The following is an 18,695-nucleotide window of genomic DNA, read 5'->3' on the forward strand; positions in this document are numbered from 1 at the left end:
GTGGGTGGCACCTCCTTGTTCATTAATTGAAAATTAATTTTCTTTTACAGTAACTAAGTGAGCTACTTTATCAAGCATACCGCGAGTAGCTGCATTATCAGCTTTCTCAACAGTTTGATTTAATTTACGTAAACCAAGTGCTTCAATAGTTTTACGTTGTGCCGGTTTAGAACCGATCACAGATTTTGTAAGGGTGATTTCTAATTTGTTAGCCATTATTATTCCCCCCTTATCCTAATATTTCTTCCACTGATTTGCCACGTAATTTTGCAACGTCCTCTACGCGTTTTAATTCAGTTAAACCTTGAACAGTAGCACGCACCATGTTAATTGGTGTGTTAGATCCAAGTGATTTTGAAAGAATATCAGTAATACCAGCAAGTTCTAGTACGGCACGTACTGGACCACCAGCGATAACCCCTGTACCAGGAGCAGCAGGTTTGATTAGGATTTCTCCTGCACCGAAGCGACCAAGCACTAAGTGTGGAGTTGTTCCACCTACACGTGGCACTTCGATTAAGTTTTTCTTCGCATCTTCAACAGCTTTACGGATAGCATCTGGCACCTCTTGAGCTTTACCAGTACCGAAACCAACATGTCCGTTTCTATCGCCAACTACAACTAATGCTGTGAAGCGGAAGCGACGTCCACCTTTAACAACTTTAGCAACACGGTTAATAGTAACTACGCGTTCTTCAAGTTCTCCAAGTTTGTTTGCGTCAATTCGACTCATGAAATGTGTCCCTCCTTCTTATTAAAATTCTAAACCGTTCTCACGTGCAGCTTCAGCTAAAGCTTTAACACGTCCATGATATAAGTAACCACCACGGTCAAATACTATAGCAGTAATATTTTTTTCCGCAGCGCGTTTCGCGATTGTTTCACCGATTTTTGATGCAGCCTCAACGTTGTTACCAGCACCTTCAAAATCATTCTCTTGAGAAGATGCGCTAACAATAGTTACGCCTGCTACGTCATCGATAAGTTGAGCGTAGATGTTCTTGTTAGAACGGAATACGTTTAAGCGTGGACGCTCAGCAGTACCCGAAATTTTAGAACGTACTCGCGCATGACGTTTTTTACGAACTTGATTTTTATCCTGTTTCGTAATCACAAGGGTCACTCCTTTCTAATGCTTAGGCAGCATTATTTACCTGTTTTACCTTCTTTACGACGAACGTATTCGCCTTCGTAACGGATACCTTTACCTTTATACGGCTCTGGTGGACGAACGTCACGGATATTCGATGCAAGAGCGCCAACGCGTTCTTTGCTGATACCTTTAACGATGATTTTTGTGTTAGAAGGAACTTCTACTTCAAGACCATCTTCTGGTGTGAACTCAACTGGGTGAGAGTAACCTACGTTAAGTACAAGTTTTTTACCTTGTAATTGCGCACGGTAACCGACACCGATAAGTTCTAATGATTTTTCGAAACCTACAGAAACACCAGTAACCATGTTCGCTAATAGCGCACGAGTTGTACCGTGGTTTGTGCGGTGTTCTTTTGAATCAGAAGGACGAGATACAGAGATCACATTACCTTCTTGCTCAATTTTCATATCTTGGTGGAAAGAACGAACAAGTTCGCCTTTAGGACCTTTAACAGTAACAGTGTTGTCAGCTTCGACAGTAACAGTTACGTTAGCTGGTACCTCGATAATTTTTTTACCTACACGAGACATTTAGTTGCACCTCCATTCATTTATTGCTAATTACCAAACGTATGCTAGAACTTCGCCGCCAACTTGTTTAGCGCGAGCTTCTTTATCTGTTAATAAACCTTGTGAAGTTGACACTAAAGCGATACCAAGACCGTTCAGTACTTTAGGAACTTCATTTGTTTTAGCATATACACGTAGACCTGGTTTAGAAATACGTTTTAGGCCAGTGATAACGCGTTCGTTATCTTTACCGTATTTTAAGAAGATACGGATGATACCTTGTTTGTTGTCTTCCACGTATTCTACGTCACGTACGAAACCTTCACGCTTTAAAATTTCAGCGATTTCTTTTTTCACGTTGGAAGCGGGTACTTCTAACTTCTCGTGACGAACCATGTTCGCATTACGAATGCGAGTTAGCATATCTGCAATCGGATCAGTCATTGTCATTACATTTACCTCCTTCCCAAATTAGGGGATTACCAGCTGGCTTTTTTCACGCCAGGAATTTGTCCCTTATATGCAAGTTCTCGGAAACAAATACGGCAAAGTTTGAATTTGCGATATACTGAGTGTGGACGACCACAGCGTTCACAACGTGTATATTCTTGCACTTTAAACTTTTGCTTACGTTGTTGTTTAACGATCATAGATTTTTTAGCCACGTTTTCGCCCTCCTTGTTTAAATTACTTTTGGAACGGCATACCGAATTGTGTCAATAACTCGCGAGATTCTTCGTCAGAGTTCGCTGTCGTTACGATCACGATGTCCATACCGCGTACTTTTGAAACTTTATCGTAATCGATTTCTGGGAAAATTAATTGCTCTTTAACACCTAGAGTGTAGTTACCGCGACCATCGAATGCTTTTTTAGAAACACCACGGAAGTCACGTACACGAGGTAATGCGATTGCGATTAATTTATCCAAGAATTCATACATACGCTCACCGCGTAATGTAACTTTAGCACCGATAGGCATACCTTCACGTAGACGGAAACCTGCGATCGATTTTTTAGCTTTAGTTACTACTGGTTTTTGACCAGTGATAATTGTCAATTCTTCTACAGCTGCATCTAGCGCTTTAGAGTTTTGAACTGCGTCGCCAACACCCATGTTGATAACGATTTTATCAACTTTTGGAAGTTGCATTACTGATTTATATCCAAATTTGCTCATTAGAGCAGGAGAAACTTCATTTAAATATTTTTCTTTTAGGCGGCTCATGTGTGTACCTCCCTTCTTTTATTTACTAATTAGTCGATTACTGCACCTGATTTTTTTGCAACACGAACTTTTTTACCGTTTTCGATTTTATAACCTACACGAGTCGGCTCGCCAGATTTAGGATCGATTAGCATTACGTTCGAAACGTGAATTGCAGCCTCTTGGCTAACAATCCCACCTTGTGGATTCAATTGGTTAGGTTTAACGTGTTTTTTCACGATGTTTACACCTTCAACAAGAACGCGATCTTGTTTAGGGAAAGAAGCAAGGATTACTCCTTCTTTGCCTTTGTCCTTACCAGTGATAACCTTAACCTTGTCACCTTTTTTTACATGCATGCTGTCGCACCTCCTTGATTGGCACTGTCATGAAATTAAAGAACTTCTGGAGCTAGAGAAACGATTTTCATGAAGTTGCTGTCACGTAATTCACGTGCAACAGGTCCGAAAATACGAGTTCCGCGTGGTGATTTATCATCACGAATAATTACACAAGCATTTTCATCAAATTTGATGTAAGTACCGTCTTTACGGCGAACGCCTGATTTAGTACGAACGATAACAGCTTTAACAACGTCACCCTTCTTGACAACGCCACCTGGTGTTGCTTTCTTAACTGTACAAACAACGATATCACCGATGTTAGCAGTTTTACGGCCAGAGCCACCAAGCACTTTAATTGTAAGAACTTCACGTGCACCTGAGTTGTCAGCAACTTTCATACGACTTTCTTGTTGGATCACTTAGGTTACCTCCCTTCGGAAATTGGTTGTTCCGAAATAGTTATTAAATAATAACCGCTTTTTCTACAACTTCAACTAGACGGAAACGTTTAGTAGCTGATAGCGGGCGAGTCTCCATGATACGTACGATATCACCGATTTTCGCTTGGTTTTGCTCATCATGAGCTTTAAACTTTTTAGAGTACTTTACACGTTTACCATATAGCTTATGCTTTTTGTGAGTTTCAACTAAAACAGAAATTGTTTTGTCCATTTTATCTGAAACGACGCGGCCCGTGTAAACTTTGCGTTGATTACGCTCAGTCATACTTGAAAACCTCCTTTATCAGTTATTTGCACTGATTTCTCTTTCACGAATAACAGTTTTCATACGCGCGATTGCTTTACGCACTTCACGAATACGAGCTGTGTTTTCTAATTGACCAGTCGCCAATTGGAAGCGAAGGTTGAAAAGCTCTTCTTTCAGTGATTTCACTTTTAATTCAATTTCAGAAGTGGCAAGGTCACGGATTTCATTAGCTTTCATTAGATTCACCACCAGTTTCTTGACGTTTTACGATCTTACATTTCACAGGAAGCTTATGTGATGCTAAACGAAGTGCTTCACGTGCAATCTCTTCAGATACACCAGCAATTTCGAACATTACTTTTCCTGGTTTAACAACTGCTACCCAACCTTCAGGAGAACCTTTACCAGAACCCATGCGGACTTCTAGAGGTTTTTTCGTGTAAGGTTTGTGCGGGAAGATTTTAATCCAAACTTTACCGCCACGTTTCATGTAACGAGTCATCGCGATACGTGCAGATTCGATTTGACGGTTAGTAATCCAGCTAGCAGTTTGAGCTTGTAAGCCCCATTCGCCGAAAGATACTTCTTTGCCGCCTTTCGCTTCGCCACGCATGTTTCCGCGGTGTTCACGACGGTATTTTACGCGTTTAGGCAATAACATATTATTTGCCTCCTTCCACAGATTTCTTCGTAGGAAGAACTTCACCACGGTAGATCCATACTTTAACGCCTAATTTACCGTAAGTAGTGTCAGCTTCTGCGTGTGCATAGTCGATGTCAGCACGTAGAGTATGAAGTGGAACAGTTCCTTCACTATAGTGTTCAGCACGCGCGATATCAGCGCCACCTAAACGACCAGATACTTGTGTTTTAATTCCTTTTGCTCCAGCACGGATTGTGCGTTGGATCGCTTGCTTTTGCGCACGACGGAATGAAACACGGTTTTCTAATTGACGAGCGATGTTTTCAGCTACTAGACGAGCGTCAAGATCAGCACGTTTAATTTCGATAATGTTGATGTGTACACGTTTACCAGTTAGTTCGCCAAGGTATTTACGAAGGTTTTCAACTTCAGTACCACCTTTACCGATTACCATCCCTGGTTTAGCAGTGTGAATTGTAATGTTTACACGGTTTGCAGCACGTTCGATTTCAACTTTAGAAACAGAAGCGTCTTTAAGAGCCGTTTCAATATATTTACGCACTTTGATGTCTTCGTGAAGTAGAGTTGCATAGTCTTTTTCAGCGTACCATTTTGACTCCCAGTCACGAATAATACCAACGCGCAGTCCTATTGGATGTACTTTTTGACCCACGGATTAACCCTCCTTCTTCTCAGATACCACTAAAGTGATGTGGCTTGTGCGTTTGTTAATTGCGCTTGCACGTCCTTGTGCACGTGGACGGAAACGTTTTAATGTTGGACCTTCATCAACAAATACTTCAGAAACAACTAAAGAGTTGATGTCTAGATCGTAGTTGTGCTCAGCATTAGCAACTGCAGATTTTAATACTTTCTCAACGACTGGAGACGCCGCTTTTGGAGTATGACGTAAAATTGCAACTGCCTCACCTACTTGCTTACCTCGGATTAAGTCTACAACTAGACGGACTTTACGAGGAGCGATACGTACTGTGCGAGCGATAGCTTTAGCTTGTGTCATTAGGAATTACCTCCTCTCAAAATTAGCGTCTTGTTTTCTTGTCGTCTGCACCGTGACCTTTATAAGTACGTGTCGGCGCGAATTCACCAAGTTTGTGGCCTACCATATCTTCTGTTACGTATACAGGAACATGTTTACGTCCATCATATACAGCAATTGTTAATCCGATGAAGTTCGGGAAGATTGTAGAACGGCGAGACCAAGTTTTAATAACTTGTTTCTTCTCAGAAGCCTCTTGTGCTTCCACTTTTTTCATTAAGTGGTCGTCAACAAAAGGTCCTTTTTTCAAACTGCGACCCATGTAGGAACCTCCCTCTGTGATTCCACCACGGCTCTCACATAGAACCGTAGTTTAACCACGTTATTTTTTACGACTACGGATGATGAATTTATCCGATTTGTTTTTCTTGTTACGAGTTTTGTAACCAAGTGCTGGTTTACCCCAAGGAGTCATTGGTGATTTACGTCCGATTGGAGAACGTCCTTCACCACCACCGTGTGGGTGATCGTTAGGGTTCATTACAGAACCACGAACAGTTGGGCGTTTACCTAACCAACGGCTACGACCTGCTTTACCGATGTGTACAAGTTCATGTTGTTCGTTACCAACTTGACCGATTGTAGCGCGGCAAGTAGCAAGAACTAAACGTACTTCACCAGATTGTAGACGAACGATTACGTATTTGTCTTCACGACCAAGTACTTGCGCAGAAGTACCAGCAGAACGTACTAATTGTCCACCTTTACCAGGTTTTAACTCGATGTTATGGATTGTTGTACCCATTGGAATGTTTGCTAATGGTAATGCATTACCTACTTTAATATCAGCATCAGGACCAGATACGATTGTTTGACCAACCTCTAGACCTTTTGGTGCTAAGATGTAAGCTTTTGCTCCATCAGCGTAATTAATTAATGCGATATTCGCAGAACGGTTTGGATCATATTCGATAGTAGCAACTTTCGCTGGAATGCCATCTTTAATACGCTTGAAATCGATGACACGATATTGCTTCTTATGACCACCACCATGATGACGAACAGTGATTTTACCTTGGTTGTTACGACCAGCTTTGCGTTTAGTTGGTTCAAGCAATGATTTCTCAGGCTTGTTAGTTGTAATTTCCGCAAAGTCTAAAGACGTCATATTACGACGACCATTAGAGGTAGGTTTATACTTTTTAATCGCCATTGTGTTTCCCTCCTTCTTGATTGTTCAAATCATAAATCCCTAAAGGATTACATTTCGAATAATTCGATGTCTTTGCTGTCCGCAGTTAGTTTAACAATCGCTTTACGACGTTTGTTAGTATAACCACCGTAACGGCCAACGCGTTTGAATTTACCTTTGTAGTTAAGAACGTTTACTTTCTCAACGTTTACGCCAAAGATTTCTTCTACAGCGTCTTTTACTTGAGTTTTGTTAGCGCGAGTGTCTACTTCGAAAGTATACTTTTTCTCTGCCATAAGTTCTGAAGAACGCTCAGTAATGACCGGACGTTTTAAAATATCACGTGCTTCCATTATCCAAGCACCTCCTCAACTTTTTCTACTGCAGATTTAGTGAATACAACTTTTTCGTGACCTAATAGATCAAGAACGTTGATTCCGTTTGCAGTTAAAACTGTTACACCAGGGATGTTACGAGCAGATAATGCTACGTTTTCATCAAGGTCAGCAGTTACGAATAAAGATTTTTTCTCTAAAGAAAGATCTTTAAGAATTTTTGTGAATTCTTTTGTTTTTGGTGCTGCTAGTGTAAGAGCATCAAGAACTAAGAAGTTTTGTTCTACAACTTTAGCTGATAAAGCTGATTTAAGAGCTAAACGACGAACTTTTTTAGGTAATTTATAAGAGTAGCTGCGTGGAGTTGGACCAAATACCACACCACCGCCGCGCCATTGTGGAGAACGGATAGAACCTTGACGAGCACGACCAGTTCCTTTTTGACGCCATGGTTTACGACCACCACCAGCAACTTCAGAACGGTTTTTAACCTTATGATTACCTTGACGAAGAGAAGCGCGTTGTGCAACTACTGCGTCGAATAATACTGCTTCATTTGGCTCGATTCCGAAGATCGCTTCGTTTAACTCGATTTCACCAACTGAAGCACCTGTTTGACTAAGTACAGATACTTTTGTCATTCCTGTTTCCTCCTTTCTTGAAGTGATTAGTTAGCTTTAATTGCAGTTTTAACTGTAACTAGAGCTTTTTTAGAACCAGGAACATTACCTTTAACAAGTAGTAGGTTACGTTCCGCATCAACTTTAACGATCTCTAAGTTTTGGATTGTAACTACTGTGCCACCCATTTGACCAGGTAATTTCTTTTGTTTAAATACGCGGTTCGGAGCAACTGGACCCATTGAACCAGGACGACGGTGGTAACGAGAACCGTGGGCCATTGGACCACGAGATTGTCCGTGGCGTTTAATAACACCTTGGAAACCTTTACCTTTAGTAACTCCTGTTACATCAATTACATCGCCTTCTGCGAAAATTTCTACTTTGACTTCTTGACCAACTTCGTATTCTCCAACGTTCACGTTGCGGAATTCACGAATGAAGCGCTTAGGAGCAGTATTCGCTTTTGCTACGTGACCTTGTTGTGGTTTGTTAGAAAGCTTAACGCGCTTATCTTCGAAACCAACTTGGATCGCTTCGTAGCCGTCAGTATCAACAGTTTTCTTTTGAAGAACTACGTTTGGAGTAGCTTCGATAACTGTTACCGGGATTAAATCGCCGTTTTCAGCGAAAACTTGTGTCATACCAATTTTTCTACCTAAGATTCCTTTAGCCATTTGTCACACCTCCTGTAAGTTTTAAAAAGTTATATTGTTTTTACCATTAAAGTTTGATTTCGATATCAACGCCAGATGGTAAATCAAGTTTCATTAACGCATCAACAGTTTGTGGTGTTGGGTTAACGATATCGATCAGACGTTTATGCGTACGCATCTCGAATTGTTCACGAGAATCTTTGTACTTGTGAACAGCACGTAGAATTGTGTACACAGACTTCTCAGTTGGAAGTGGAATCGGACCTGATACACTTGCACCTGAACGTTTTGCAGTCTCCACAATTTTCTCAGCAGACTGATCTAAAATACGGTGATCATACGCTTTTAAACGAATACGAATCTTTTGTTTTGCCATTATTTTCCCTCCTTCTCGCCTATTTTCTAGACATTCTCCACGAAAATTCTCCAACACACCGCCATGGCAAAGCGGCCGGGTGTGTCGGCAACCTCTCGTTTCATCGCAGTCAAAGACCAACATTCAACATTATATACAATAAAAAAAGAATAAGCAAGTCTTTTCGCTAAATTCTTTTAAATGTTGTAGATTTTCTTTACTACTAATATTTCTCGCTTATTTAAGCCGTTTACTAGTATATATAATTTTTTATGATTTTGCAACACATAACCTAATAACATCAACGTTTTCGGACATTTCGAACAATTAATGTCCAACTATCAAATATAAAAGCAGTCTCTAAAGTTTAGAGACTGCTTATAAACGTTATAGAAAGTACACACACGCGATCCAGCCAAAAATAACAAGTGGAATGTTTATAAAGATAAACGTCGGTACACATGTGTCCCAAATATGATTATGCTGACCATCAACATTTAAGCCGGCTGTCGGTCCTAGCGTTGAATCGGATGCAGGTGAACCTGCGTCTCCTAATGCGCCTGCTGTACCTATTAAACACAGTATCGCTAAAGGGCTCATACCTAGTCCTTGAGCTAAAGGAACAAATAAGGTAGCTATAATCGGCACAGTAGCAAAAGAAGAGCCAATTCCCATTGTTACAATTAATCCGATTACAAGCATGATGAATACCGCTAAGCTTTTATTACCTTGAAGGATAGCTAGAGAGCTTGTAATTAAACTATCTACATCACCCGTTGCATTGATAACTGATGCAAATCCATTTGCTGCAATCATTACAAAGCCAATGAACGCCATCATTTTCATACCTTCAGATAAAATCTCATCTGCCTCTTTCCATTTAAGAGCCCCTGTGAAATACATAATCATTATTCCTGCAAAGGCTCCGACTATCATAGAATCCGTACTGATTTGTGCATATAGCGAAACAATTAACGCTATCATGGTTGAAATCATAACCGATTTACTTACCTTCACATTTAAAGTTGTTGTTTCAACATCATTATTTTGATATTTGCGTGGTTTGCGATAAACAAACAATGCTATAGCTAATCCAACCAACATACCCAAGATAGGAATCGCCATTGCTGCTGGAACATCACTTGCTTTTGCAACCATGCCAGCATTCGTAACTTGTGTTGAAACAATTTCTTGGAAAATGGCTCCGAAGCCAGCTGGCACAAAGCTATACGTACCAATCAAACCAACCGCAATCAATGTTGCTATAATTCGACGATCTACTTCAAGCATATTTAAAACCTTTAAAATAGGCGGTATTAGTAATGGGATAAAAGCGATATGAATCGGAATTAAATTTTGAGAGAAAATCGCCATCATAAAAATAAGAAGAAAAATTAATACTTTTACTAAGCCCTTTCTATTACTAGAACCATTTTTATTTAACATGTTCAAAATACCCGAAATCATTAACTCAGGTATTCCCGTCTTAGAGATGGCTATAGCAAATCCACCAAGTAAGCCATAGCTTAGCGCGATAGTGGCACCTGCACCTAATCCTTCTGTAAATGACTCAACCGTTGCTTGAATACCCATACCACTTGCTAACCCTCCTGCAAAGGCTCCTAAAACAAGCGACAGGACTACATTGATCCGAAGCAAACTTAATATTAACATGACAGCTACTGCCACAATTACCGCATTCATAAAGACACTTCACTTTCACACACTAGATTGTTAATATGTTAAACTTTAATATTCTGACAAACGAAAGTCAAGCAGTTTTTATTCATTACAAAAAGCCCGAAAAGTATGAAATCTATCCTCCAGCGTCACGTTAACAAAAAAACAGCATGACCTATATAAGATCACACTGTTTTTTGGAGTTTCTACCTATTTAAATGTCTACAGAGACTCTCTAATTACTTTTTTATAATAACCAACTGAAAGCACCGCAAAGATTGCATATAACGCTATATAACAGCTCATAGCAATCCACAATGGAGCTGTTAACTCCGTACCAAATAAAAACCATCCTGATTTCACCGCAAAATAACTATGGAGGAGTCCAATCAATAATGGAACACCAAAATTAAACGCTTGTTTCATAAAGATTCCCTTCATAATGTCTCGTTCTGAAAAGCCTATTTTTCTTAAAATTGTATAGGCTCCTCGTTCCTCTTCTGCTTCAGACATTTGTTTAAAGTACAGGATGCTACCAGTTGTCATTAAAAATGCTAAACCTAAAAACGCTGTTGTAAAAATTGTTAACCCAAGTGATTCAATATTACCTTTACGCTCTGCTTCAAACGAATCGATAATATAATTTTGGGTATTGCCATCAGTGTCTACAATAGATATAACATTCGCGCTCGTTTCTTTATATAATCTCTCAGCAAGCGCTAAGTCTTTTTTTGACTGTAACGTAATAGAAGCTTGTTTATGCCAAGGAAAAAGCTTTGCTTGAGTAGACAATTTGTCAAACAGTGTGTCTGATACTACGAAAATCGGTCCGCCGCCTCCAGCAGTAATAGTTCCACCAATAATACTTTCATCGTGAATCGCTTTGACATGCAGTGTTTCTTCAAGACCACCTGCTGACACTACTAAATCTCGATCCTTTTCTAAAGGAAACATCTCGGCCATATAGCCTCCATAGTTTGTTAAAATCACATCATTACCCGAAACTGATGCATTTGGTGTTTTTTGTTGATAATCAGAAAGCGGAATCGTGTATATCGTCCCTTTCATATTATAAAAAGGGCTATCTTGTTGTCCATCAGCCATTAATTGAGCTATTGAAGCTGTAACTCCTTGTAAACGATATTCAACCTTGTCATAAGCTATATTATTTTCCTCTAGCTTATTTAAAAATGCCTGACCTTGATCCTCATGCAAAATATAATCTCCCGGTACTCGGCTATAGGCTGATGCTTCTGAAGAATAATACGAAATATATGATAGTGTTGTAATCCCAAGAGATACACCTGTTAAAACGGTAATAAGCGTCAGTGATTTAGCATTACTTTTCATACGATGCATAATCGGAGTTAATGCTAATACATCATGGACAGACAAATGACCATTTTTCTTTAAACGAACGGTATTCATTATAAATGCTACGGAGAAACGAAAAACTAGGAACGTTCCCCCAATTGTAGTAGCCAAAATAATTATCATATTTATAAAAAGATTGCCTGCAGTATTAATATCAAATAGCTTTGTTGATGCATAGTAGCCATATGCAATAAACACTAGCCCTAAGAAGCCGATAACCATTTGTAATGGATTGAATCGTTTCACACGCTCATCTGCTTGTTTAGCAGCGCTAAATAAGGATAGCAGCGATACTCGGTGAATCATCCACGTCATTTGTAGCAATACAACTACTAATAAAATAGCGAAAACAACGATAGATTGCTGTAATGCCTGTGTACTAAAGGTCATAGTGACAAGCGTTTCTTTTTCAAGGAGACGCAATAATATCATTGCGATTAAGCGGGAGCTAAAGAAGCCTACTAGCATCCCTACAACGACAGCTCCTACAAATAATAAAATACTTTCTAACGCCAATAATCGTACAATCAGGCCCTTCGTCATCCCAATTAGCTGATATAAGCCAATTTCTTTACTGCGACGCTTCATAAATAAATGGTTAGCATACAAGACGAAAAATAAAATTATAAAATACAAAATATATGTTGCTGCTTTAAAACCTGCTGATGCTGTGCCACTCTTCTGAACTGTATTGAAAACTTCACCATTATGCTGCAATGTCACGAAGGAAAAGTAGAGTGTCACACTGAAAATAAGTGCGAAAAAGTATAAATAATAATGCTTCATATTTTTCTTCATGCTTCGGAATACAAGCTTACTAAGACTCATAACCGTCACCACCTAGCACACTTTGCGTATGCATGATTTCTTGGAAAAACGCCTGTCTAGTTTTATCACCTTTATACAACTCACTGTAAATAAGCCCATCTTTTAAAAACAAAACACGTGTACAGAAACTTGCAGCCACCGCATCATGTGTGACCATCATAATCGTCGCCTTTTTAGTTTCATTAATGCCTTGTAAGTTTTTCAGCAATGCTGTTGCTGATTTTGAATCGAGTGCACCAGTAGGCTCATCTGCAAATACCATTGATGGATTTGTAATTAAAGCTCGAGCAGCAGATGTTCGTTGCTTCTGACCACCTGATATTTCGTTCGGATATTTATTTAAAATATCTGCAATACCAAGTAAATATGTCAGCTCCTTCACGCGACTTTCTGCAACAGCTTTTGGTAGTTTTCCGATTGCTAATGGCAATAAAATATTTTCTTTGACCGTTAACGTGTCCAATAAATTATAGTCTTGGAAAATGAATCCGAGCTGCTCACGACGGAAATTAGCTAACGCCTTTTCCTTCATACCGCGTAAACTTTGGCCATTTATTTCAATTACACCTTCTGTTGCAAAGTCAATCGAACACAAAACATTTAATAGTGTCGTCTTGCCTGAGCCTGATGGACCCATAATGCCAACAAATTCACCTTCATTTACTTCTAAATCTATACCTTTCAGCACCTCTTGCGCTGTTGATTTTTTACCATATACTTTTTTTACTTTACGTCCAATTAAAACTGCCACAGGTTAACTCCCCTTTCTATACTACAAGTGTACCCCGTCTGCTTATTCTTTTCGTGCGTTTTACATGACAATATAAAAAGGTAGGTGACAATTTCGTCATCTACCTGTTAGTTTGACATATTCATTTTGTAATGGAAATCGTAGCGTAAATATCGAGCCTTCTCCTACAACTGACTGTACACTAATTCGCACACCAATTTTTTGAGCAATATTCTGTGCTAAATACAAGCCCATACCCGTTGATTGTGCAGATTCTCTTCCTACCGTACCTGTATACGATTTTTGAAAAATTCGCGGCATATCCTCTTTACGAATGCCTATACCTGCATCCTTAATGTGAAGCAAAGTTGCCCCAGTTAAATCAACTTCAGTAAAAATAAAAATCTCTGTATTTACAGGACTATATTTTATGGCATTGGATAACAGTTGTCTAACAATGAATGCTATCCATTTACTATCTGTCATCACTACTTCAGTTAATTCTCCTACATCGAAGCCAATATCTTTTTCTAAACACCAAGCCTGCATTGCACGTATTTCTTTATAGACGACTGACCGAAGCTCAATTTCTGTTAAATAATTATCTTTTTCTATAGAAGCTAGCCGTGTTTGATGTAACTGCTGATCAACCAATAGATGGAGCCTTAACCACTCCGTCTCTAATTTTCTACGTAAAGATAAATCCTCGACATGATCTAACATCAAATTTATCGTTGTTAACGGAGCCTTCACCTCATGTACCCAAGCAAGGAGCTCATCTGAATATTCTTGTAGCTGCACCTTCGCATCATTTAGTTCTGCATCCTTATCATAGAAGACATCTTCAATTTTTTTATAATAAGCCTCTTGAAATGGTGATAAAGCTAAACTTCGAGTATGGGGCTCATCAAGTCGACTATCCACATTTCCCAGGAAATCTTTCAACTGACCGACTTCTCTTACATAACGCCATAATAAAAATATAGAAAAAGTGACGACCATGATGATATTCACGTACCAAATGGATATGGCTACTAAACCAACATCTAAAGAAAATAATATGTTAAGAATAACAAGAAGAAACACAAAAAAAACAATCCACGCAAGCCGTTCTCTTAAAAACAATAATGCCATTCTCATTCACGTCACCTGCGTTACGGCAATATAACCAAGTCCCTTTTTTGTGACAATAACTTCCTGTAACCCAATATCCTCTAGCTTTGTACGTAAACGATTAACATTTACAGATAATGTATTGTCATTGACGAAACGCTCGTCGTCCCATAATTTCCTCATTAAGTCTTCTCTCGAAACAATTTGATTACCCTTCTCCAACAAAATACGTAAAATAAACAATTCGTTTTTAGTTAAGGAAACAAGCTCCCCATTAAACATAATCTCGCTTCTCGCATAATCGAGAACAGCACCATTAAAACGCGTAACATCCATTGCTTCTTCAACATAATCATAAGTACGACGTAAAATAGCTTGTACTTTTGCAAGTAACACTTCCATATGGAAAGGCTTTTGTATAAAATCATCTGCACCCATTTGCATAGCCATCACCATATCCATTGGATGATCTCGTGAGGATAGAAAGAGAATGGGTACTTTCGAAATATGCCGTATTTCACGACACCAATGAAAACCATCATATGCTGGTAATTGAATATCAATTAATACTAATTGAGGCTTCTCTTCTATAAAATCATCCATCACCTTTTGAAAATCATTCGGACCTACCACTTGTAAGGACCATTGCGAAAAACGCTCTTGAATCATTGCAAAAATTGATGGATCATCTTCTATCAACAAAACCTTCATTTCCATTTACATACACTCCTTCCACAATTATATTTTAACATAAAAAACCAATCTGTAAGCGTCCCTACAGATTGGTTTTATAATTAGCATAGGCTAAAAATTATTTTTGGATAGTAGCAACTACGCCAGCGCCTACAGTACGGCCACCCTCACGGATAGAGAATTTAGTACCTTCTTCAAGAGCGATTGGAGCGATAAGTTCTACTGTCATTTCGATGTTATCACCAGGCATTACCATTTCAACGCCTTCTGGTAAGTTACAGATACCTGTTACGTCAGTTGTACGGAAGTAGAACTGAGGACGGTAGTTAGAGAAGAATGGAGTATGACGGCCACCCTCTTCTTTAGATAAAACGTAAACTTCAGCTTTGAAGTTAGTGTGTGGAGTGATTGAGCCTGGTTTAGCTAATACTTGTCCACGTTGGATATCTTCACGAGCTACACCACGAAGTAAAGCACCGATGTTGTCACCAGCTTCAGCGTAGTCTAATAATTTACGGAACATTTCAACGCCAGTTACAGTTGTAGATTTAGCTTCTTCAGAAATACCTACGATTTCAACTACGTCACCAACTTTAACTTGACCACGTTCAACACGGCCAGTTGCAACTGTACCACGACCAGTGATAGAGAATACGTCCTCTACTGGCATCATGAATGGTTTGTCAGTTTGACGTTCTGGAGTTGGGATGTAAGAATCTACAGCGTCCATTAATTCAACGATTTTTTCTTCCCATTCTGCTTCGCCTTCAAGAGCTTTAAGAGCAGAACCTTTGATTACAGGGATATCATCGCCTGGGAAGTCATATTCAGATAGTAGGTCACGGATTTCCATTTCTACTAATTCTAATAATTCTTCGTCGTCTACCATATCACATTTGTTCATGAATACTACTAAGTATGGAACACCTACTTGACGAGATAAAAGGATGTGTTCACGAGTTTGTGGCATTGGGCCGTCAGCAGCAGATACTACTAAGATACCGCCGTCCATTTGTGCAGCACCAGTGATCATGTTTTTAACATAGTCAGCGTGTCCTGGGCAGTCAACGTGTGCATAGTGACGAGATTCTGTTTCATATTCTACGTGAGAAGTGTTGATTGTGATACCACGTTCTTTTTCTTCTGGTGCGTTATCGATATCAGCGTATGATTTAGCTGTACCACCCATTTTTTTAGAAAGAACTGTAGCGATTGCAGCAGTTAAAGTTGTTTTACCATGGTCAACGTGTCCGATTGTACCAATGTTAGCATGCGTTTTTGAACGGTCAAATTTTTCTTTAGCCATTAGAGATTGCCTCCTCGAAATTGTATGTTTTATTTTTAAAATTTATAGAATGAATGCTGATAGAGAACGGGCCCATCCTCTATCCTGCAATCATAGCTTACAAATTAGTTATACTTTATGCAAGATGAAAATTCAATTATTCACCTTTATTTTTTTTGATGATTTCAGCAGCAATTGATTTTGGTACTTCTTCATAATGATCAAATGTCATTGAGAATACACCACGACCTTGAGTTGCTGAACGAAGAGTTGTTGCGTAACCAAACATTTCCGCTAACGGAACCATTGCACGAACAACTTGTGAGTTACCGCGAGCATCCATACCCTCAACGCGTCCGCGGCGAGATGTAATGTTACCCATGATATCACCAAGGTACTCTTCAGGAATTACTACTTCAACTTTCATCATTGGTTCTAAAATTACAGCATCACATTGTTTAGATGCTTCTTTAAGAGCCATAGATGCAGCGATTTTGAACGCCATCTCATTCGAGTCAACGTCATGGTAAGAACCGAATACTAATTTCGCTTTAATGTCGATTAGTGGGTAACCAGCTACTACACCGCGGTCAAGAGAGTCACGAAGACCTGCTTCAACTGCAGGAATGTATTCACGAGGAATTACACCACCAACGATAGCGTTTTCGAATTCAAAGCCTTTACCTTCTTCATTTGGAGAGAACTCAATCGTTACGTCACCATATTGTCCACGACCACCAGATTGGCGAGTGAATTTACCTTGAACTTTTGCAGAGCTACGGAATGTTTCACGGTAAGATACCATTGGAGCACCTACGTTAGCTTCTACTTTAAATTCACGGCGCATACGGTCAACTAAGATATCAAGGTGAAGCTCACCCATACCTGAGATGATTGTTTGTCCAGTTTCTGTGTCAGTGTGAGCACGGAAAGTTGGATCCTCTTCTTGAAGTTTTTGTAAAGCTTGACCCATTTTATCTTGGTCAGCTTTTGATTTTGGTTCTACAGAAAGAGAAATTACTGGTTCTGGGAATTCCATTGATTCAAGAATAACTAGGTTTTTCTCGTCACATAATGTATCACCAGTAGTAGTATCTTTAAGACCTACTGCTGCTGCGATATCCCCAGCGAATACTTTAGAAATCTCTTCACGAGAGTTAGCGTGCATTTGTAGGATACGACCTACACGTTCACGTTTACCTTTAGAAGAGTTTTGTACGTATGAACCTGCATCTAATGTTCCAGAGTACACACGGAAGAAAGTTAATTTACCTACGAATGGGTCAGTCATAACTTTGAATGCAAGAGCTGAGAATGGCTCTTCATCAGAAGATTTACGTTCTAACTCTTCGTCACCATCAACTGAAGTACCTTTGATTGCTGGTACATCAACTGGAGATGGTAAGTAATCGATAACTGCATTTAACATTGGGCGTACGCCTTTGTGTTTGAATGCTGTACCACAGATTACTGGGTAGAATTCTACTGCAATTGTAGCACGACGGATAGCCGCTTTAAGCTCAGCAACAGTGATTTCTTCGCCTTCTAAATATTTTTCCATGATTTCTTCATCAACACTTGCAACAGCGTCGATTAATTTTTCACGGTATTCTTCAGCTAATTCGCGGTGTTCTTCAGGAATTTCACCTTCAGTTACTGCAGTACCTTTTTCGTCGCCGTAGAAAGTTGCTTTCATTTCAACTAAGTCAATGATAGCAGAGAACTGATCTTCAGCTCCGATAGGTAATTGGATTGGGTGAGCGTTTGCTTGTAAACGATCATGTAGAGTTCCTACTGAATACAAGAAGTCTGCACCTGTTTTATCCATTTTGTTAATGAATACGATACGTGGAACGCCGTATGTTGTAGCTTGACGCCATACAGTTTCAGTTTGAGGCTCAACACCTGATTGAGCATCAAGAACTGTTACAGCACCGTCAAGTACGCGTAATGAACGTTCTACTTCAACTGTGAAGTCTACGTGTCCAGGAGTATCGATGATGTTTACACGGTGGCCTGCCCATTGAGCTGTTGTAGCAGCAGAAGTGATAGTGATACCACGTTCTTGTTCTTGCTCCATCCAGTCCATTTGAGAAGCGCCTTCATGAGTTTCACCGATTTTGTGAATCTTACCTGTGTAATAAAGGATACGCTCAGTTGTTGTTGTTTTACCAGCATCAATGTGAGCCATGATCCCAATATTACGAGTATTCTCTAGAGAGAATTCGCGTTTCATTAGGTATTTCTCCTTCCATATTGGGCTTATGC

At 39.5% G+C, this 18,695-nt stretch carries 27 protein-coding genes; all 27 read right to left on the reverse strand.

Annotation, left to right across the window (positions count from 1 at the left end):
* Positions 1–33: 33 nt before the first annotated feature.
* Positions 34–216 (reverse strand): 50S ribosomal protein L30, encoded by a 183-nt coding sequence (gene rpmD / locus ACIQXW_RS19515; protein ID WP_024364361.1) that lies wholly within the window; start codon positions 214–216, stop codon positions 34–36.
* A gap of 13 nt (positions 217–229) precedes the next feature.
* Positions 230–733: a 30S ribosomal protein S5 gene (gene rpsE, locus ACIQXW_RS19520; protein ID WP_024364362.1), complete on the reverse strand. Its 504-nt coding sequence runs from the start codon at positions 731–733 to the stop codon at positions 230–232.
* A 21-nt stretch (positions 734–754) separates the two neighbouring features.
* The gene (gene rplR / locus ACIQXW_RS19525; RefSeq protein WP_340821773.1) at positions 755–1,114 is read right to left on the reverse strand and encodes a 50S ribosomal protein L18; all 360 of its coding nucleotides are present in this window, start codon (positions 1,112–1,114) and stop codon (positions 755–757) included.
* Positions 1,115–1,146: 32 nt separating this feature from the next.
* On the reverse strand, positions 1,147–1,686 hold the full coding sequence (rplF, locus tag ACIQXW_RS19530; RefSeq protein ID WP_340821772.1) for a 50S ribosomal protein L6: 540 nt from the start codon (positions 1,684–1,686) through the stop codon (positions 1,147–1,149).
* 30 nt (positions 1,687–1,716) lie between these two features.
* Positions 1,717–2,115: a 30S ribosomal protein S8 gene (gene rpsH / locus ACIQXW_RS19535; RefSeq protein ID WP_008181717.1), complete on the reverse strand. Its 399-nt coding sequence runs from the start codon at positions 2,113–2,115 to the stop codon at positions 1,717–1,719.
* A gap of 29 nt (positions 2,116–2,144) precedes the next feature.
* On the reverse strand, positions 2,145–2,330 hold the full coding sequence (locus ACIQXW_RS19540) for a type Z 30S ribosomal protein S14 (RefSeq protein WP_004233656.1): 186 nt from the start codon (positions 2,328–2,330) through the stop codon (positions 2,145–2,147).
* 22 nt (positions 2,331–2,352) lie between these two features.
* Positions 2,353–2,892 (reverse strand): 50S ribosomal protein L5, encoded by a 540-nt coding sequence (rplE, locus tag ACIQXW_RS19545; RefSeq protein WP_340821771.1) that lies wholly within the window; start codon positions 2,890–2,892, stop codon positions 2,353–2,355.
* Between the two features lie 29 nt (positions 2,893–2,921).
* Positions 2,922–3,230: a 50S ribosomal protein L24 gene (rplX, locus tag ACIQXW_RS19550; RefSeq protein ID WP_107925086.1), complete on the reverse strand. Its 309-nt coding sequence runs from the start codon at positions 3,228–3,230 to the stop codon at positions 2,922–2,924.
* Between the two features lie 35 nt (positions 3,231–3,265).
* A complete protein-coding gene (rplN, locus tag ACIQXW_RS19555; RefSeq protein ID WP_004233650.1) occupies positions 3,266–3,634 on the reverse strand; it encodes a 50S ribosomal protein L14 in 369 nt (122 codons plus the stop codon).
* A 43-nt stretch (positions 3,635–3,677) separates the two neighbouring features.
* On the reverse strand, positions 3,678–3,941 hold the full coding sequence (rpsQ, locus tag ACIQXW_RS19560; RefSeq protein WP_024364366.1) for a 30S ribosomal protein S17: 264 nt from the start codon (positions 3,939–3,941) through the stop codon (positions 3,678–3,680).
* A gap of 18 nt (positions 3,942–3,959) precedes the next feature.
* The gene (gene rpmC / locus ACIQXW_RS19565; RefSeq protein ID WP_004233646.1) at positions 3,960–4,160 is read right to left on the reverse strand and encodes a 50S ribosomal protein L29; all 201 of its coding nucleotides are present in this window, start codon (positions 4,158–4,160) and stop codon (positions 3,960–3,962) included.
* Positions 4,150–4,584, reverse strand: coding sequence for a 50S ribosomal protein L16 (rplP, locus tag ACIQXW_RS19570; RefSeq protein WP_010860599.1), 435 nt, complete (start codon positions 4,582–4,584; stop codon positions 4,150–4,152). The genes rpmC and rplP overlap by 11 nt, the downstream gene beginning before the upstream one ends.
* 1 nt (position 4,585) lies before the next feature.
* Positions 4,586–5,239 (reverse strand): 30S ribosomal protein S3, encoded by a 654-nt coding sequence (rpsC, locus tag ACIQXW_RS19575; protein ID WP_340821766.1) that lies wholly within the window; start codon positions 5,237–5,239, stop codon positions 4,586–4,588.
* A 3-nt stretch (positions 5,240–5,242) separates the two neighbouring features.
* Positions 5,243–5,587: a 50S ribosomal protein L22 gene (gene rplV, locus ACIQXW_RS19580; RefSeq protein WP_004233639.1), complete on the reverse strand. Its 345-nt coding sequence runs from the start codon at positions 5,585–5,587 to the stop codon at positions 5,243–5,245.
* Positions 5,588–5,609: 22 nt separating this feature from the next.
* Positions 5,610–5,888, reverse strand: a complete 279-nt coding sequence (rpsS, locus tag ACIQXW_RS19585; protein WP_004233637.1) for a 30S ribosomal protein S19 — start codon at positions 5,886–5,888, stop codon at positions 5,610–5,612.
* Between the two features lie 60 nt (positions 5,889–5,948).
* Positions 5,949–6,779, reverse strand: coding sequence for a 50S ribosomal protein L2 (gene rplB, locus ACIQXW_RS19590; protein WP_340821765.1), 831 nt, complete (start codon positions 6,777–6,779; stop codon positions 5,949–5,951).
* 47 nt (positions 6,780–6,826) lie between these two features.
* Entirely contained in the window at positions 6,827–7,111 is a 285-nt protein-coding gene (gene rplW / locus ACIQXW_RS19595) for a 50S ribosomal protein L23 (RefSeq protein WP_036205532.1), read from the reverse strand.
* Positions 7,111–7,734, reverse strand: coding sequence for a 50S ribosomal protein L4 (rplD, locus tag ACIQXW_RS19600; RefSeq protein WP_340821763.1), 624 nt, complete (start codon positions 7,732–7,734; stop codon positions 7,111–7,113). The genes rplW and rplD overlap by 1 nt, the downstream gene beginning before the upstream one ends.
* Before the next feature lie 26 nt (positions 7,735–7,760).
* Entirely contained in the window at positions 7,761–8,390 is a 630-nt protein-coding gene (gene rplC, locus ACIQXW_RS19605) for a 50S ribosomal protein L3 (protein ID WP_340821760.1), read from the reverse strand.
* A 46-nt stretch (positions 8,391–8,436) separates the two neighbouring features.
* On the reverse strand, positions 8,437–8,745 hold the full coding sequence (gene rpsJ / locus ACIQXW_RS19610; protein ID WP_004233624.1) for a 30S ribosomal protein S10: 309 nt from the start codon (positions 8,743–8,745) through the stop codon (positions 8,437–8,439).
* Positions 8,746–9,111: 366 nt separating this feature from the next.
* Complete coding sequence (locus ACIQXW_RS19615) at positions 9,112–10,428, reverse strand: Na+/H+ antiporter family protein (protein ID WP_402764859.1); 1,317 nt, start codon at positions 10,426–10,428, stop codon at positions 9,112–9,114.
* A gap of 198 nt (positions 10,429–10,626) precedes the next feature.
* Positions 10,627–12,606 carry an FtsX-like permease family protein gene (locus ACIQXW_RS19620; RefSeq protein ID WP_402764862.1) on the reverse strand — a complete coding sequence of 660 codons (1,980 nt, stop codon included), beginning with the start codon at positions 12,604–12,606 and terminating at the stop codon, positions 10,627–10,629.
* Entirely contained in the window at positions 12,596–13,357 is a 762-nt protein-coding gene (locus ACIQXW_RS19625; RefSeq protein ID WP_340821756.1) for an ABC transporter ATP-binding protein, read from the reverse strand. The genes ACIQXW_RS19620 and ACIQXW_RS19625 overlap by 11 nt, the downstream gene beginning before the upstream one ends.
* Positions 13,358–13,453: 96 nt before the next feature.
* Entirely contained in the window at positions 13,454–14,476 is a 1,023-nt protein-coding gene (locus tag ACIQXW_RS19630) for a sensor histidine kinase (RefSeq protein ID WP_402764865.1), read from the reverse strand.
* Positions 14,477–15,160: a response regulator gene (locus ACIQXW_RS19635; RefSeq protein WP_401021131.1), complete on the reverse strand. Its 684-nt coding sequence runs from the start codon at positions 15,158–15,160 to the stop codon at positions 14,477–14,479.
* A gap of 100 nt (positions 15,161–15,260) precedes the next feature.
* Entirely contained in the window at positions 15,261–16,448 is a 1,188-nt protein-coding gene (gene tuf / locus ACIQXW_RS19640) for an elongation factor Tu (RefSeq protein WP_340821753.1), read from the reverse strand.
* Positions 16,449–16,584: 136 nt separating this feature from the next.
* Positions 16,585–18,663, reverse strand: coding sequence for an elongation factor G (fusA, locus tag ACIQXW_RS19645; RefSeq protein ID WP_340821752.1), 2,079 nt, complete (start codon positions 18,661–18,663; stop codon positions 16,585–16,587).
* Between the last annotated feature and the right edge of the window lie 32 nt (positions 18,664–18,695).

Origin of the sequence: Lysinibacillus sp. NPDC097162 (assembly GCF_044762185.1) — a bacterium.
Taxonomy (GTDB): domain Bacteria; phylum Bacillota; class Bacilli; order Bacillales_A; family Planococcaceae; genus Lysinibacillus.

Coding starts and splice junctions, on each gene's coding strand:
- rpmD (WP_024364361.1), bottom strand. CDS start 216: ATGGCTAACAAATTAGAAATCACCCTTACAAAATCTGTGATCGGTTCT.
- rpsE (WP_024364362.1), bottom strand. CDS start 733: ATGAGTCGAATTGACGCAAACAAACTTGGAGAACTTGAAGAACGCGTA.
- rplF (WP_340821772.1), bottom strand. CDS start 1,686: ATGTCTCGTGTAGGTAAAAAAATTATCGAGGTACCAGCTAACGTAACT.
- rpsH (WP_008181717.1), bottom strand. CDS start 2,115: ATGACAATGACTGATCCGATTGCAGATATGCTAACTCGCATTCGTAAT.
- rplE (WP_340821771.1), bottom strand. CDS start 2,892: ATGAGCCGCCTAAAAGAAAAATATTTAAATGAAGTTTCTCCTGCTCTA.
- rplX (WP_107925086.1), bottom strand. CDS start 3,230: ATGCATGTAAAAAAAGGTGACAAGGTTAAGGTTATCACTGGTAAGGAC.
- rpsQ (WP_024364366.1), bottom strand. CDS start 3,941: ATGACTGAGCGTAATCAACGCAAAGTTTACACGGGCCGCGTCGTTTCA.
- rpmC (WP_004233646.1), bottom strand. CDS start 4,160: ATGAAAGCTAATGAAATCCGTGACCTTGCCACTTCTGAAATTGAATTA.
- rplP (WP_010860599.1), bottom strand. CDS start 4,584: ATGTTATTGCCTAAACGCGTAAAATACCGTCGTGAACACCGCGGAAAC.
- rplV (WP_004233639.1), bottom strand. CDS start 5,587: ATGACACAAGCTAAAGCTATCGCTCGCACAGTACGTATCGCTCCTCGT.
- rpsS (WP_004233637.1), bottom strand. CDS start 5,888: ATGGGTCGCAGTTTGAAAAAAGGACCTTTTGTTGACGACCACTTAATG.
- rplB (WP_340821765.1), bottom strand. CDS start 6,779: ATGGCGATTAAAAAGTATAAACCTACCTCTAATGGTCGTCGTAATATG.
- rplW (WP_036205532.1), bottom strand. CDS start 7,111: ATGGAAGCACGTGATATTTTAAAACGTCCGGTCATTACTGAGCGTTCT.
- rplD (WP_340821763.1), bottom strand. CDS start 7,734: ATGACAAAAGTATCTGTACTTAGTCAAACAGGTGCTTCAGTTGGTGAA.
- rplC (WP_340821760.1), bottom strand. CDS start 8,390: ATGGCTAAAGGAATCTTAGGTAGAAAAATTGGTATGACACAAGTTTTC.
- rpsJ (WP_004233624.1), bottom strand. CDS start 8,745: ATGGCAAAACAAAAGATTCGTATTCGTTTAAAAGCGTATGATCACCGT.
- ACIQXW_RS19615 (WP_402764859.1), bottom strand. CDS start 10,428: ATGAATGCGGTAATTGTGGCAGTAGCTGTCATGTTAATATTAAGTTTG.
- ACIQXW_RS19620 (WP_402764862.1), bottom strand. CDS start 12,606: ATGAGTCTTAGTAAGCTTGTATTCCGAAGCATGAAGAAAAATATGAAG.
- ACIQXW_RS19630 (WP_402764865.1), bottom strand. CDS start 14,476: ATGAGAATGGCATTATTGTTTTTAAGAGAACGGCTTGCGTGGATTGTT.
- ACIQXW_RS19635 (WP_401021131.1), bottom strand. CDS start 15,160: ATGAAGGTTTTGTTGATAGAAGATGATCCATCAATTTTTGCAATGATT.
- tuf (WP_340821753.1), bottom strand. CDS start 16,448: ATGGCTAAAGAAAAATTTGACCGTTCAAAAACGCATGCTAACATTGGT.
- fusA (WP_340821752.1), bottom strand. CDS start 18,663: ATGAAACGCGAATTCTCTCTAGAGAATACTCGTAATATTGGGATCATG.